This window comes from Stenotrophomonas muris, from assembly GCF_052751275.1.
On the sequence record NZ_CP199879.1, the window covers coordinates 808,429 to 822,829 of the forward strand.

At 66.9% G+C, this 14,401-nt stretch carries 11 protein-coding genes; 7 read left to right on the top strand and 4 right to left on the bottom strand.

Annotated elements, in window-relative coordinates; translation table 11 throughout:
• Positions 1 to 2: 2 nt before the first annotated feature.
• From ACUVWL_RS03535 to ACUVWL_RS03555, 5 genes are read left to right on the top strand one after another with little or no spacing between them, the layout of a single operon-like run.
• Complete coding sequence (locus ACUVWL_RS03535) at positions 3 to 1,343, top strand: sugar ABC transporter substrate-binding protein (protein ID WP_014647749.1); 1,341 nt, start codon at positions 3 to 5, stop codon at positions 1,341 to 1,343.
• Positions 1,340 to 2,221 (top strand): carbohydrate ABC transporter permease, encoded by an 882-nt coding sequence (locus ACUVWL_RS03540; protein WP_005410323.1) that lies wholly within the window; start codon positions 1,340 to 1,342, stop codon positions 2,219 to 2,221. The genes ACUVWL_RS03535 and ACUVWL_RS03540 overlap by 4 nt, the downstream gene beginning before the upstream one ends.
• A complete protein-coding gene (locus tag ACUVWL_RS03545) occupies positions 2,218 to 3,054 on the top strand; it encodes a carbohydrate ABC transporter permease (RefSeq protein WP_006456347.1) in 837 nt (278 codons plus the stop codon). Before ACUVWL_RS03540 ends, ACUVWL_RS03545 begins: the two co-directional genes overlap by 4 nt.
• Positions 3,051 to 6,218, top strand: a complete 3,168-nt coding sequence (locus ACUVWL_RS03550) for a discoidin domain-containing protein (RefSeq protein ID WP_445978821.1) — start codon at positions 3,051 to 3,053, stop codon at positions 6,216 to 6,218. The genes ACUVWL_RS03545 and ACUVWL_RS03550 overlap by 4 nt, the downstream gene beginning before the upstream one ends.
• A gap of 2 nt (positions 6,219 to 6,220) precedes the next feature.
• Positions 6,221 to 7,108 (top strand): endonuclease/exonuclease/phosphatase family protein, encoded by an 888-nt coding sequence (locus tag ACUVWL_RS03555; RefSeq protein ID WP_445978822.1) that lies wholly within the window; start codon positions 6,221 to 6,223, stop codon positions 7,106 to 7,108.
• Between the two features lie 167 nt (positions 7,109 to 7,275).
• On the opposite strand, the gene rne is transcribed toward ACUVWL_RS03555, so the two are convergent.
• Entirely contained in the window at positions 7,276 to 10,548 is a 3,273-nt protein-coding gene (rne, locus tag ACUVWL_RS03560; protein ID WP_197574614.1) for a ribonuclease E, read from the bottom strand.
• Positions 10,549 to 10,955: 407 nt separating this feature from the next.
• Here rne and ACUVWL_RS03565 point away from each other — a divergent pair, with 407 nt between their 5' ends.
• Positions 10,956 to 11,930, top strand: a complete 975-nt coding sequence (locus ACUVWL_RS03565; protein ID WP_041863625.1) for an RluA family pseudouridine synthase — start codon at positions 10,956 to 10,958, stop codon at positions 11,928 to 11,930.
• Between the two features lie 102 nt (positions 11,931 to 12,032).
• Here the strand turns inward: ACUVWL_RS03565 and zupT are convergent, their stop codons facing one another.
• From zupT to ACUVWL_RS03580, 3 genes are all read right to left on the bottom strand, one after another.
• Complete coding sequence (zupT, locus tag ACUVWL_RS03570) at positions 12,033 to 12,842, bottom strand: zinc transporter ZupT (protein WP_014647743.1); 810 nt, start codon at positions 12,840 to 12,842, stop codon at positions 12,033 to 12,035.
• Between the two features lie 98 nt (positions 12,843 to 12,940).
• On the bottom strand, positions 12,941 to 13,357 hold the full coding sequence (locus ACUVWL_RS03575) for an energy transducer TonB (protein WP_445978823.1): 417 nt from the start codon (positions 13,355 to 13,357) through the stop codon (positions 12,941 to 12,943).
• On the bottom strand, positions 13,354 to 13,704 hold the full coding sequence (locus tag ACUVWL_RS03580; protein WP_014647741.1) for a 4a-hydroxytetrahydrobiopterin dehydratase: 351 nt from the start codon (positions 13,702 to 13,704) through the stop codon (positions 13,354 to 13,356). The genes ACUVWL_RS03575 and ACUVWL_RS03580 overlap by 4 nt, the downstream gene beginning before the upstream one ends.
• A gap of 90 nt (positions 13,705 to 13,794) precedes the next feature.
• Here ACUVWL_RS03580 and ACUVWL_RS03585 point away from each other — a divergent pair, with 90 nt between their 5' ends.
• On the top strand, positions 13,795 to 14,394 hold the full coding sequence (locus ACUVWL_RS03585; RefSeq protein ID WP_014037813.1) for an NfuA family Fe-S biogenesis protein: 600 nt from the start codon (positions 13,795 to 13,797) through the stop codon (positions 14,392 to 14,394).
• The last annotated feature ends 7 nt before the right edge of the window (positions 14,395 to 14,401 follow it).

Below are 14,401 nucleotides of genomic sequence, written 5' to 3' on the forward strand. Positions count from 1 at the left end.
CGATGCCGAACTGGATCGACCGCCTGCGCCGCTGGGCGCTGCCTGCCCTGGCCGCGTTGGCCGTGGCCGGCTGCGCCCGTACCGAACCGGGCACCACCACCGTGCGCTTCTGGGCGATGGGCCGCGAAGCCGAGGTGGTCAGCGAGCTGATCCACGAATTCGAGGCCGAAAACCCCGGCATCAAGGTGGATGTGCAGAACATCCCGTGGACCGCCGCGCATGAGAAGCTGCTGACCGCGTTCGCCGCCGACGGCCTGCCGGACGTGTGCCAGCTTGGCAACACCTGGGTGCCGGAGTTCGCCGAACTCGACGCGCTGACCCCGCTGCAGCCGTTCGTGCAGCGCTCCACCGTGGTCGACCCGAAGGACTACTTCCAGGGCATCTGGGATACCAACGTGATCCACGGCGGGCTGGTCGGCGTGCCGTGGTACGTCGATACGCGCCTGATCTACTACCGCAAGGACCTGCTGGCCAAGGCCGGCTACGACCACCCGCCGCGTACGTGGCAGGAATGGGAAGAGCAGATGGCGGCGATCAAGCGCATGCAGGGCCCGAGCCGCTACGCGGTGCTGATGCCGATCAACGAGTTCGAGCAGCAGCTGTCGCTGGCCTTGCAGCAGCCCGACCCGCTGCTGCGTGACGACGACACCCGGGGCAATTTCTCCAGCCCGGGGTTCCGCCGCACGCTGGGCTTCTACGCCAACATGTTCGAGCAGGGCTGGGCGCCGAAGATGTCCGAGACGCAGATCTCCAATGTCTGGGACGAATTCTTCCGCGGCTTCAACGTGTTCTACATCTCCGGCCCCTGGAACATCCGCGAGTTCAAGAAGCTGCAGCCGAAGGAACTGGAAGGGCAGTGGGGCACCGCCGCGCTGCCGGGGCCGGACGGTCCGGGCGCGGGCATCGCCGGTGGTACCAGCCTGGTGATCTTCCGCAAGTCGCAGCAGAAGGAGGCGTCCTGGAAGCTGATCGAATTCCTGTCGCGGCCGGAAATCCAGGCACGCTTCCATTCGATCATTGGCGACCTGCCGCCGCGCCGCAGTGCGTGGAACACGCCGTCGCTGGCCAATGACCCGCTGGCGGCCGCGTTCCGCGATCAGCTGGAGCGGGTCAGGCCGACGCCGAAGGTGCTCGAATGGGAGCGCATCGTGCAGGAAATGCGCATCGTCACCGAGAAGGTGGTGCGCGGTGGCCTGCCGCAGGACAAGGCCGTGGAAGAGCTGGACCAGCGCGTGGACAAGGTGCTGGCCAAGCGCCGCTGGATGCATGAACAACAACGCCTGCAGGAGCGCGCGCCGTCGCCGCAATCGAGCAGCGCCGTGGCCGCCGGGAGCGCGCAATGAAACGTACTTCGCTGGCCGGCTGGATCTTCGCCGGCCCCTCGCTGATCGTGCTGGGCGTGTTCTTCGGCCTGCCGGTCGCCTCGGCGCTTGCACTGAGCGTGACCGACTTCGACCTCTATGCACTGGCCGATAGCAGCAACCTGCGCTTCGTCGGCCTGGGCAACTACATCGACCTGCTGCAGACGCCGATGTTCTGGAAGTCGCTGTGGAACACCACCTACTTCGTGCTGATCGGCGTGCCGTTGTCGATCGGCGTGTCGCTGGGCGCGGCGATGCTGCTCAATGCACCGGCCGCGCGCTTCAAGGCCCTGTTCCGCACGGCCCTGTTCGCGCCGGTGGTGACCACGCTGGTGGCGGTGGCGGTGATCTGGCGCTACCTGTTCCATACCAGCTATGGCCTGGTGAACTACGGCCTGGGCCATCTGGGCATCAGCCCGATCGACTGGCTGGGTGATCCCAACTGGGCGATGCCGACCATCATGCTGTTCGCGGTGTGGAAGAACTTCGGCTACAACATGGTGATCTTCCTGGCCGGCCTGCAGGCGATCCCGCATGACCTGTACGAAGCGGCGCGCATCGATGGTGCCTCGCGCTGGAAGCAGTTCCTGCACATCACCCTGCCGATGCTCGGCCCGGTGCTGCTGGTGGTCGGGGTGATTACCGTGTCCGGCTACTTCCAGCTGTTCGCCGAACCCTACGTGATGACCCGCGGCGACCCACTGCAGAGCACCGTCAGCGTGCTGTATTTCATGTTCGAGGAAGGCTTCAAGTGGTGGAACCTGGGACGCGCCTCCGCCGTGGCGTTCCTGCTGTTCCTGATCATCCTGGCGGTGACCACCGTGATGCTGCGTTTCGGCCGCAAGAGGCAGTTGGTATGAGTCGTGAAATCGGCCAGTCGCGCTGGTACCCGTGGATGATCAATGGTGCGTTGCTGGTGCTGGCCCTGGTCAGCCTGGCACCGCTGCTGTGGATGGTCTCGGTCTCGTTCATGCCGCAGGGCGAGGCCAGCCATTTCCCGCCGCCGCTGCTGCCTTCGAGCATCACCACGCACAACTACCATGAACTGTTCGCGCGCACCGGCATGGGCGGCAACTTTGCCAACAGCCTGCTGGTGTCGCTGGGCATCACGATCGGCTCGCTGCTGCTCAACACCATGGCCGGTTACGCTTTCGCCAAGCTCAACTTCGTCGGCCGCGAGCGCCTGTTCCAGGTACTGATGGCGGCGCTGGTGATTCCAGCGCAGGTGGCGATGCTGCCACTGTTCCTGCTGATGAAGCAGCTGGGGCTGGTCAACAGCTTCGGCGGCGTGATCGTGCCGGCGCTGGCCAGCGTGTTCGGCATCTTCCTGGTACGCCAGTACGCACGTTCGATCCCGGACGAACTGCTGGAAGCGGCGCGCATCGACGGGGCAGGGGAGCTGCGCATCTTCTTCCAGATCGTGCTGCCGATGCTCAAGCCGGTGCTGGTGACCCTGGCGATCTTCACCTTCATGGGCGCATGGAACGATTTCATGTGGCCGCTGATCGTGTTGACCGACCAGGAGCACTACACTTTGCCGGTGGCGCTGGCCACCCTCTCGCGCGAACACATCATGGACGTGGAAATGATGATGGCTGGCGCGGTGGTCACCGTGGTTCCGGTGCTGGCGCTGTTCCTGGTGCTGCAGCGGTACTACATCCAAGGTCTGTTGCTGGGGAGCGTCAAGGGATGAAGCGAGCGATCGCCGTTGGACTGGGACTGTTGTGGACCTCCCTGGCGATCGCCGCACCACCGGCACTGCCGGCGCCGAAGGTGCTGGACGACTTCGACGATATCGGCGCCTGGAAACTGGTGCTGTCCGACCAGGTCAGTGGTTCGCTGCGGCCGGTCAGCGGCGCCGGCGGCGGCCGTGCCCTGTGCCTGGACTATGATTTCCACAAGGTCTCCGGCTACGTCGGCATCCGCCGCGCGCTGAACATCGACTACCCGGTCAACTACCGTTTCGGCTTCCAGCTGCGTGGTGATTCGCCGGCCAACGACCTGCAGTTCAAGCTGATCGATGCCAGCGGCGACAACGTCTGGTGGGTCAACCGCCCGGGCTACAGCTTCCCCAAGGCGTGGACACCGGTCGAATACCGGCGTCGCCAGATCGACAAGGCGTGGGGGCCGTCGCCCGAGGAGGAGATGGCGCGCAGCGCCGCGGTCGAGTTCACGATCTACAGCAAGGTCGGTGGCCGCGGCACGTTGTGCTTCGACAAGCTGACCCTGCAGGGCCTGCCACCGCAGGATGATTCGGCACTGGTGCCATCGGTCATCGCCGATACCGCCACCGCGCTGCAGGACCGCATGATCGATGGCAAGGGCGATACGTTCTGGATCAGCGGCGGGGTCAAGCAGCAGACCATCAGCCTGGACCTGCACAAGAGCCGCGAGATCGGCGGTGCGGTGATCGACTGGCTGCCGAACCTGGAAGCCAATCGTTACACCGTGCGGACGTCCGAAGATGGCCGGGACTGGCGCACTGTGCGCGAGGTGACCGGCGGTGCGGGTGGCCGCGACTGGCTGGCGCTGCCGGACACCGACGCACGCTACGTGCGTTTCGATCTGCTCGATGGCCCGAACTGGCGCTATGGCATCCGTGACATCACGCTCAAGCCGCTGGCGTTCGCCGCCACGCCGAACGCCTTCCTGTCCTCGGTGGCGGCCGACCTGCCGCGCGGTTCGCTGCCGCGTGCGTATGTGGGCGAACAGCCGTACTGGACCCTGCTCGGCCTCGATGGCGGCCAGGAACAGGCGCTGATCAGCGAGGACGGTGCGCTGGAGCCGGCCAAGGGCAGCTTCAGCATCGAGCCGTTCATCCGCCTCGACGGCAAGCTGCTGGACTGGTCGAAGGTGGCCACGACCCAGTCGCTGCAGGACCACTATCTTCCGATCGCCAACGTCGACTGGGTGCACGAGAAGGCCGGCCTGGCGGTGACCAGCTTCGTGCAGGGCACGCCGGAGCGCGCGCAGTTGATCGGCCGCTACCGGCTGAGCAATCCGGACAAGGTGGCGCACGAGTACACCCTGGCGCTGGCGATCCGCCCCTGGCAGGTCAACCCGCCGACCCAGTTCCTCAACACCGTCGGCGGCTTCAGCCGCATCGATGCGCTGGACGTGGGCGAACAGCTGGTACGCATCAACGGCGAGCCGCGCATCTATCCACTGCAGGTGCCCGATGCCCGTTTCGCCAGCACGTTCGATGGCAAGCTCGATGCGATGCATCTTGCGTCCGGAAAATATCCGGCCACTACGGCAGTGAAGGACAGTACCGGCATGGCGTCCGGTGCGCTGCTGTATACGATCAAGCTGGAACCCGGGCAGAGCCGCGAAGTGGCAGTGGTGCTGCCGCAGACCGGGAGCTGGGCGCCGCAGGCGCTGGACGTGGCCAAGGCGCAGGCGCAGGTGGCCGAACAGTGGCGGCACGCGCTGGGCGTGGTCTCGCTGCAGGTGCCGGCGGCAGGCCAGGCCCTGGTCGACACCCTGCGCACCGCCGTGGCGCACATGCTGATCTCCCGGGTCGGCCCGCGCCTGCAGCCGGGCACGCGCTCGTACGCGCGCAGCTGGATCCGCGACGGCGCGATGATTTCCGAAGGCCTGCTGCGCATGGGGCGCAGCGATGCCGTGCGTGACTACATCAACTGGTATGCGCCTTACCAGTTCGAGAACGGCAAGGTGCCGTGCTGTGTCGATGCGCGCGGCAGCGACCCGGTGCCGGAGAATGACAGCCACGGTGAGCTGATCTACAGCATCGCCGAATATGGGCGCTATACCGGCGACAGCACCTTCGCCGAGCTGATGTGGCCGCACGTGCAGGGCGCCTACAGCTACATGGAGCAGCTGCGTGCCAGCGAGCGTACCGAAGAGAACCGTGCGCGCAATCCGGCGTTCTACGGGATGATGCCGGCCTCGATCAGCCACGAAGGCTATTCGGCCAAGCCGATGCATTCGTACTGGGATAATTTCTGGGCGTTGCGCGGCTACAAGGACGCAGCATCGCTGGCGGCCCAGCTGGGCAAGGTCGAAGCGATGCAGATCGCCGAGTCGCGTGACCAGTTCCGTGATGATCTGCAGGCGTCACTGCTGTCGGCGATGCAGCAGCACAACATCGACTACCTGCCGGGCTCGGCCGAGCTGGGCGATTTCGACGCGACCTCGACCACCATCGCGCTGGCGCCGGGCGGCGAGCAGGGCCGGCTGCCGCAGCAGGCGTTGGAGGCGACCTTCGAGCGCTACTGGAAGGAATTCGTGGCCCGCCGCGATGGCAAGCGCGAGTGGAAGGACTACACGCCGTACGAGTGGCGCAACGTGGCCGCCTTCGTTCGCCTGGGCTGGCGCGATCGCGCCTGGCAGGCGACCGAGTTCTTCTTCAAGGACCGTGCGCCGCAGACCTGGAACCAGTGGGCCGAAGTGGTCTCGCGCACGCCGCGCAAGCCGTTCTTCGTCGGTGACCTGCCGCATGCCTGGGTCGCCTCGGACTTCGTGCGCTCGGCCCTGGACATGTTCGCCTACAGTCGTGACATGGACGATGCGCTGGTGTTGGCCGCCGGCATCCCGACGGCCTGGCTGCAGGGCGAGGGCATCGCCGTGCAGGGCCTTCGCACGCCGCAGGGCCAGCTCAATTACCGCCTGCAGCGCAGCGACAAGCAGCTGGTGCTGGAGGTGCAGCCGGGCCTGGTGCCACCGGTCGGTGGCGTGGTGTTGCCGTGGCCGTACGCCGGTGATCCGGGCGAGGCGACCATCAACGGCGAAGCGGCCGAATGGATCAACAAGGAACTGCACGTGCACCAGCTGCCGGCACGGGTCGAGATCGATGTACCGGGCGCGGTGCGCCGCGCCGAGCGCAAGGGGCAGTAACGATGAAGCACCAAGGGGAGGGAGCGCGTGCGACGGTGCGCGCCCTGGGGCTGGCCATTGCATTGGCATTGCCAGGGCTGACGCTGGCGGCGGTGCCGCAGGTCGCATCGCCAGCGGTGGACATCGCCAGCGCGCCAGGCATGAGCATGGTCACCTTCAACCTCCATCATGACCGCGAAGACTGGCCAAGCCGCCGCCGTACCATCCTGGCCGAACTCAAGCGCTTGCAGCCCGATGCCATCGCGCTGCAGGAGGTGATCCAGCGCCGCAACGTGCGCAACCAGGCGCAGTGGCTGGCCAGCCAGCTCGGCTACAAGTACGTATTCGTGTCCACCGATCCGGTGGGTGCGCCGAAGCGTTACGGCAATGCGTTGCTGACCCGGCGGCCGATCTTCGCCCAGGGGGACCATCTGCTGCTGCCATTGGACGACTACCGCACGGTGGCCCACCTGCGCATCGACGTCGACGGCACGCCGGTGAACGTCTACGCCACGCATCTCAACGAGCGCAACGACGAGAGTGGTCAGCGCATCCGCCGTACCCAGGTCGAGGACCTGCTGCGCTTCATCACCGCTACCTCGGCCGGCGCGCCGGTGGTGATCGCGGGCGACTTCAATGCGCTGGTGGACGCAGGTGACCTGAGCGAGCTGCGCAGCCATTACGGCGACAGCTATGGCAGCGTGCACGTCAACACCGACCTGGCCGGGGTCAGCACCTTGAACCGGCACTATTACCAGGCACCTTCGCGTATCGACCACATCTTCTTCCAGCAGGACCGGATGGTCGCGCGCGAAGCGAAGCTCCTGTTCGACCAGCCCGATGACAGCGGTCGCTGGGCCTCGGACCACTACGGCGTGTGGACCCGGTTGCAGTTCGCGCCGACGCGCTGATGTCCTGGTAGGTGCCAACCTTGGTTGGCACGGACGTCCGCGTTCGCTCGAACAACGGCGCCAACCAAGGTTGGCCTCTACCAGAGCGCTGCACGCGCCCGGCGCACAAACAGAAACGGCGGGGATCATCGATCCCCGCCGTTCCTTTTCACGCGACCAGATCGCGATCAGTTCGCCGGCGGTGTGCGCTTGGCGGCGTCTTCGTCTTCTTCGTCGGCCTTGGCTTCGGCCGCCTGGGCGGCGGCATCGGTGTGACCATCGGCGACCGGATCGATCGACGGCGTCACCACCGCATCGGCGACCGGGGCCGCAGCTTCCACCGGTGCGGCTTCAACTGCCACCGGAGCGACTGGCTGTTCGGCGACCGGTGCGGTCTCGACAACCGGCTTGGCTTCAACCGCGGGAGCGGCCTCCACCACCGGGGCGGCCTCAACGGCCAGCGGCTCGGCTTCAGCCACCGGGGACGCTGCAACAACCTCCGGCTTCGATTCCACGACCGGAGCAGCCTCGACCACGACCGGCTTCACTTCGACCACCGGAGTGGCTTCAACGGCCGGGGCAGCCTCAACCACGACCGGCTTGGCTTCGACCGCCGGTGCTGCAGCCACCAGCGGCTGGGCCGGGGTCGCCGCGTCGATGGCATCGAGCATGCTGGTCTGCACCGGCGAAGATGCCGGTTCGGCCTTGGCCACGGTATTGATCGGGGCCTGTACCTCGGCCACCACCGGTGCAGCGGCATCGACCACGGCGCTGCTCACCACCGCGACCGGCGCGGCGACAACAGCGGCGGCGGCACGGACCGGCTTTCCGGATTCGGCAGCGGTCGGTTCGACTTCGTCATCGAAATCGAATTCCGGTTGCGAACGGGCCGGCTGCGCAGCGGCGACCGGAGTGGTCCCGGCGACGCTGTCGTTGCTCTGCTCGGCGACATCAGCGGCATCGGTGTCATCACTGTCGTCCGCGTCGTCCTGATCATCGCCCAGGCCATCGCCGCCGGCAGCGTTCTCGGCGCCACCACGACGGCGGCGACGGCCACCACGACGGCCACGGCGGCGGCGGGTCGCGCCTTCACCGGCCTGCTCGCCGTTGGCGTCGACAGCAGCCTCTTCACCGGTCACGGCAATCGCCTCGGCCCCGTTGCCGGCGTTGGCAGTGGTGTCGGCCGGTGCAGTGGCTTCCGCCGGAGCGGAGGCGGCCGGCGCAACCGGCGCCACCGGCGCAGTGGCTTCCTGAGCGGTCACCCCATTGGCGGCGACCGCCGTGGCGGCCACGGCGGCAGCCGCGGTCACGGCCTCGGCCGGTGCCTCGGCGGTGCTGCGCTGCGGCTTCTCGGCCGGCTTGTCACCGTCCTGCGGCTGGCGCGGCTGCTTGGGCTGCTTCAGCTTCGGCTGCTGCTGGTTCTGGTTCTGGCCCTGCTGCTCGTTGCGCGGCTTGTTCTGCTGATGCGGCTGCTGGCCGTCCTTCTGCTGAGGCTCCTTCTGCCTGCCCTGCTGCGGCTGCTGCTGGGCATTGCCGTTGTTGCCGTTGCGGCCGTCCTTGCGCTGCTCACCGCGCTCCTTGCGGTTGCCGCCATCCTTCTGCTGCTGAGCGTTGCCGTTGCCACGGTTGTCGTCGCGGCGATCCTTGCGGTCCTTGTTGCGATCCTTGTTGCGGTCCTTGCGGCCGCCGTCCTGCTGCTGGCGGGCAACAGGAGCCGCCGGTGCCGGTGCCGGCGCCGGTTCGCCACCGAACACGCGCTTGAGCCAACCGATCACGCCGCCGCTCGGGGCCGCTGCAACCGGCGCTGCCACGACCGGGGCCGGTGCCGCTGCGGCCGGCTCCACTTCCTCGCGCACCGGGGCGGGGGAGGTGTGCTTGACCTGGGTCACCGCCGGCGGCGGGATGTTCAGCTGGCCCTTGGTCAGGGCATGCACCGGCAGCTTGCGCGGGGTGCCGCGCTGGTAACTGGGCTTGTTGCTCTCTTCACCCAGCTCGTTCTCGCGCAGGCGGGTGACGGTGTAGTGCGGGGTGTGCAGCTGCTCGTCGGCGACGATCACGATCGGCGCCTCGTGGCGCTGCTCGATCTCGCGCAGGGCACTGCGCTTTTCGTTCAGCAGGTAATTGGCGATCTCCACCGGCGCCTGGACCAGCACCTGCCCGGTGTTTTCCTTCATCGCATGCTCTTCGGCAACGCGGATGATCGACAGCGACAGCGACTCAACGCTGCGCATGCGGCCGTGGCCGTCGCAACGCGGGCAGACGATCTGGCTGGATTCACCCAGACTCGGGCGCAGGCGCTGGCGGCTCATTTCCAGCAGGCCGAAGCGCGAGATGCGGCCAACCTGGACGCGCGCACGGTCGTACTTCAGCGCGTTGGCCAGGCGGTTCTCGACCTCGCGCTGGTGCTTGTTGGAGGCCATGTCGATGAAGTCGATCACCACCAGGCCGCCCAGGTCGCGCAGGCGCAGCTGGCGGGCCACTTCCTCGGCCGCTTCCAGGTTGGTCTGGAACGCGGTGTCCTCGATGTCGCTGCCCTTGGTGGCGCGCGAGGAATTGACGTCGACCGCGGTCAGCGCTTCGGTCTGGTCGACCACGATCGAGCCGCCCGACGGCAGGCGCACGTTGCGCTCGTAGGCGCCCTCGATCTGCGACTCGATCTGGAAGCGGTTGAACAGCGGGATGTCGTCCTTGTAATGCTTGAGCTTGCGCAGGGTCTGCGGCATCACCTGCTGCATGAACTCGCGGGCGTGCTCGTACATCTCCTCGGTGTCCACCAGGATCTCGCCGATGTCGGCGCGCAGGTAGTCACGCAGGGCGCGCACGATCAGGCGCGATTCCTGGTAGATCAGGAACGGAGCCGGCTTGCTCAGTGCGGCTTCGGCGATGGCGCGCCAGACATTGAGCAGGTAGTCCAGGTCCCACTGCAGCTCTTCCGCATCGCGGCCGACGCCGGCGGTACGGATGATCACGCCCATGTCGTCGGGAATGTTCAGCTTGTCCAGGGCGTCCTTCAGCGCGGCCCGGTCTTCGCCCTCGATGCGACGGGAAACGCCGCCGGCGCTGGGCGAGTTCGGCATCAGCACCATGTAGCGGCCGGCCAGCGAGATGAACGTGGTCAGGGCGGCGCCCTTGTTGCCACGCTCTTCCTTGTCGACCTGGACGACGATCTCCTGGCCTTCCTTCAGCAGCTCGCGGATGCCGGCCTTGTTGTGGTCGACACCGGCCTGGAAGTAGTCGCGGGAGATTTCCTTCAGCGGCAGGAAGCCATGGCGGCCACCGCCGTACTCGACGAAGGCGGCTTCCAGCGAGGGCTCGATGCGGAAGATCCGGCCCTTGTAGATGTTGGACTTCTTCTGTTCCTTCGACGGCTGTTCGATGTCGATGTCATACAACGACTGGCCATCCACGATGGCAACACGCAGCTCTTCAGCCTGCGTGGCGTTGATCAGCATTCGCTTCATTGTTGCGTTCCTCGCAAGCGGCTACCGCGCGGAACGCCATGGGGTTTCGCCTCTGGACACGGTTCGCCGCCCATTCGCGCAAGCGCGGGGAGGGCGGCTTGGGTTTCCAGCGCTACGACACCACGGCAGGCCGCGGGAGCGCTTCACTCTTATGGGTTTTGGGGTGTTACAGGCCGCAGGCAGCTGTCAGCCAGGCTGGAGCGCCACGCGGGACATGTTCAGCACGGTTGCGTGTCAGGCATCCGGCGATGGCCGGGAAGGCCGGTGAGCCGCTAACATGGCCGCCCCGCGGGCGGTGGTCGCGCACTGTGCCGGATTCGTCGGAAGCTGGGCTTCTGGCCCTGAGTAACTTCCAACGAAATCAATCCCTTATCTCGCCCCCCGAGTGTAACAGAATAAACAGCCTGATGACCGTCCAAGACCCCACCAAACCCGCTGGCGACAAGCCTTCCGTGCGCATGATCACCGTTCCCGCCGACCGCGCCGGCCAGCGCCTGGACAACTTCCTGCTCGGCCAGCTGAAGGGCGCCCCGCGCAGCCTGGTCTACAAGCTGGTGCGCAGTGGCCAGGTTCGGGTGAACGGTGGCCGCGCCAAGGCCGAACGCAAGCTCGAGGCCGGTGACGAGGTGCGCGTGCCGCCGGTCCGTCTCACTGAGGAAGGAGACAAGGCCGGTCCGCCGGAGGCGTTCATGCGCCGCCTGGAGCAGGCCATCGTCTTCGAGGACGCCCGCCTGCTGGCCCTGAACAAGCCGACCGGCGTGGCCAGCCACGGCGGCAGCGGCATCAGCTTCGGCGCCATCGAGACCCTGCGCGCGCTGCGCCCGGGGCAGACCCTGGAGCTGGTCCACCGGTTGGATCGCGACACCTCCGGCCTGCTGATCGTGGCCAAGAAGCGCTCGGCGCTGAGCGAACTGCAGGCCTTGCTGCGTGAAGACCACGGCGCCGGCATCCGCAAGCGCTACCTGACCCTGCTGGCCGGGCGCATGCCCGACGGCGTGATGACGGTCGACGCCCCGCTGCACGTGGGCCTGCGCCAGGGCGGCGAGCGCCATGTGCAGGTCAATGCGATCGGCAAGGAATCGATCAGCCACTTCCGGGTGCTGGAACGCCGCGGTGGCCATTCGTACTGCGAAGTCCGCATCGAGACCGGCCGCACCCACCAGATCCGCGTGCACGCCCAGCATCTGGGGCATCCGGTGGCCGGTGACGACAAATACGGCGATCCAGCGGTCAACAAGCGGCTTCGTGAGCAGATCGGGCTGAAGCGCTTGTTCCTGCATGCGGCCTCGCTGGAGTTCGCGCTGGATGACGGCAAGAGCCCATACGTATTGAACGCGCCGCTGGCGGATGAGCTGGTCGAGGCGCTGGACCGGCTGAAGTAAGGATCTCCCGTAGCGTCGAGTCACGCTCGACTGCGCCTCGGTCGGGCCGCGCGGAAAGCCAGTCGAGCATGGCTGGACTCTACAGGGCGAGCCGGGAACCCCTCACCACTTGAACAGCACCAGGCTGATCGCCAGCGTGCCCATGCCGGCCACCAGTCCGTAAACCGTCTCGTGGCCCTTGGCATAGCGCTTGGCCGCCGGCAGCAGCTCATCCAGCGCCAGGAACACCATCACGCCGGCGATCAGGCCGAACACCCAGCCGAACGTGGCGTGCGACAGCGATCCTGACAGCAGCCAGTAGCCAAGCGCCGCGCCCACGGGCTCGGCCAAGCCCGACAGCAGGCTGGCACTGAACGCGTAGAACTTGTTCTGGGTGGCGAAGTACACCGGCACCGCGATCGCGATGCCCTCGGGAATGTTGTGGATGGCGATGGCGAAGGCCAGTGGCATGCCCACCGATGGGCTTTCCAGCGTGGCGAAGAAGGTCGCCAGCCCTTCCGGGAAATTGTGTGCGGTGATCGCAACCGAGGTCAGCAGCGCGACCCGCTTCAGGTACTCGCGGCTGTTCTCGCGGAACGCAGGGTCCTGTTTGTCCAGGCTGTCATGCGGATTGGGAATGAAGTGGTCGATCAGTACGATCACGATCACGCCCAGCAGGAAGGCCAGGGTGCCGTAGGTGAAGCCGGTGCGCTCGCCATACGCCAGTGCAAACGACGCAATGGACTTGTTGAGGATCTCCGACAGCGACACATAGACCATCGCGCCACCGGCAAAGGCCAGACCGAACGCCAGCAGGCGCGGGCTGGGGCGGCGCGAGAACAGCACCAGCAGGCTGCCGATCGCGGTGGCCAGGCCTGCGGCAAGCGTGACCGCCAGTGCGATCCAGATGTTTTCAGGGGGAATCTGCAGCATCAACCCACGCGATCCTGGTCAACAGACAGCCGCCCCGGGCAGGGCCGGGGCGGCGAGGGCGAGGCGGGCGTCGGCAGGCCCCGTCGGGGGGCGCGCGATCAGCCGCCGCGGCGCAGGCGTTCTTCGATGGCGAAGCACTGGTCCGGCTTCGGCTGTGGCGGGTTGAAGCTGACAGGAACCTGGATGGTGGCCGGCACCGGTTGGCCGTTACGGGTGGCGGCCTTGAACTGCCAGCCCTGCACGGCGGTCTTGGCCAGTTCGTCCAGCTGCGGGTTGCCCGCCTCGGTCAACAGCGCAACCTCGCTCGGCTTGCCGTCGGTGCCGATGGTCACCTTGAAGGTGCTGGTGCCACCCACGCCCATGCAGGCCAGTTCCAGCGGGTACTGCGGCGGCGGCGTCTTCACCGCGGCCACTTCGGTCGGCGGCGGTGGTGGCGGTGACGGCGGTTCGGACGCGCCACAGCCGGCCAGGCCGGTCGCAGCGATCAGGGACAGGCTCAGCAAACGTACGTTCATGGCAGTTGCTCCGTCAGGGCCGAAGTCTTGGCCGCGCAGATGAAGTCGTTCTCGCTCAGCCCGCCCACATCGTGGGTGGAGAAGCGCACGACCGCGCGGTCGTAGTGCACGCCCAGGTCCGGGTGGTGGTCCTCGCGGTGGGCGATCCAGGCCAGCGCGTTCACGAAGGCCATGGTGGCGTAGTAATCCTTGAAGCGGAAGGTACGCGACAGGGCCTGGTCACCCTCGCTCAGCTCCCAGCCGGGAACCTGCGGCAGCAGTTCGGCCAGGCGGGCCTCGCCGAGCTTGTGGTCGCTGCCTTTGCGCGGCACGCAACGGGCCTGGGCCAGTGGAATCAGGTCGGCCATGGGAATCTCCACCTCGTGTTGACTGAACAATGCGCCGGACGGTGTATAAACCGAATGAGCGGCTGACGCTTACTTGGCTAGAATAGCCTGATGATCCAGATCTCCGACACTGCCCAGACCCATTTCCGCAAGTTGATCGAACGCGAGGGCGTGCCCGGCATGGGCGTGCGCCTGAGCGCGGTCGACCCCGGTACGCCGCGCGCCGATGCCCGGCTGGAATTCGCCGAACCGACCGACCTGCTCGGTGACGAGTGGGCGGTGGACTGCGATGGTTTCACCCTCTATGTCGACGCCGGCAGCGTTGGCTGGCTCGATGGCGCCGAGATCGACATCGTCGCCGGCACCGCCGGTGCCCAGCAGCTGACCATCAAGGCGCCGCGCATCAAGGGCGAAGCGCCGGGTGATGCGGCCTCGCTGGTCGAACGCGTGCACTGGGTGGTGGAGAACGAAGTCAATCCGCAGCTGGCCTCGCATGGCGGCAAGGTGGCCGTGCAGGAAGTCTCGTCCGACGGCGTGGTGCTGCTGCGCTTCGGTGGTGGCTGCCAGGGCTGCGGCATGGCCGATGTGACGCTCAAGCAGGGCATCGAAAAAACCCTGATGGGCCGCGTGCCGGGCGTGACCGCCGTGCGTGACGCGACCGATCATGACAGCGGCCACGCGCCTTACATTCCGCGCGGCAACGTCGCCTGATCGCTGA

Excerpts from the sequence above, each read along its gene's own strand:
- ACUVWL_RS03580 (WP_014647741.1), bottom strand. The coding sequence starts at position 13,704 with ATGGCCGACCTGATTCCACTGGCCCAGGCCCGTTGCGTGCCGCGCAAA.
- ACUVWL_RS03540 (WP_005410323.1), top strand. The coding sequence starts at position 1,340 with ATGAAACGTACTTCGCTGGCCGGCTGGATCTTCGCCGGCCCCTCGCTG.
- ACUVWL_RS03565 (WP_041863625.1), top strand. The coding sequence starts at position 10,956 with ATGACCGTCCAAGACCCCACCAAACCCGCTGGCGACAAGCCTTCCGTG.
- ACUVWL_RS03535 (WP_014647749.1), top strand. The coding sequence starts at position 3 with ATGCCGAACTGGATCGACCGCCTGCGCCGCTGGGCGCTGCCTGCCCTG.
- ACUVWL_RS03575 (WP_445978823.1), bottom strand. The coding sequence starts at position 13,357 with ATGAACGTACGTTTGCTGAGCCTGTCCCTGATCGCTGCGACCGGCCTG.
- ACUVWL_RS03555 (WP_445978822.1), top strand. The coding sequence starts at position 6,221 with ATGAAGCACCAAGGGGAGGGAGCGCGTGCGACGGTGCGCGCCCTGGGG.
- ACUVWL_RS03585 (WP_014037813.1), top strand. The coding sequence starts at position 13,795 with ATGATCCAGATCTCCGACACTGCCCAGACCCATTTCCGCAAGTTGATC.
- ACUVWL_RS03550 (WP_445978821.1), top strand. The coding sequence starts at position 3,051 with ATGAAGCGAGCGATCGCCGTTGGACTGGGACTGTTGTGGACCTCCCTG.
- rne (WP_197574614.1), bottom strand. The coding sequence starts at position 10,548 with ATGAAGCGAATGCTGATCAACGCCACGCAGGCTGAAGAGCTGCGTGTT.
- zupT (WP_014647743.1), bottom strand. The coding sequence starts at position 12,842 with ATGCTGCAGATTCCCCCTGAAAACATCTGGATCGCACTGGCGGTCACG.
- ACUVWL_RS03545 (WP_006456347.1), top strand. The coding sequence starts at position 2,218 with ATGAGTCGTGAAATCGGCCAGTCGCGCTGGTACCCGTGGATGATCAAT.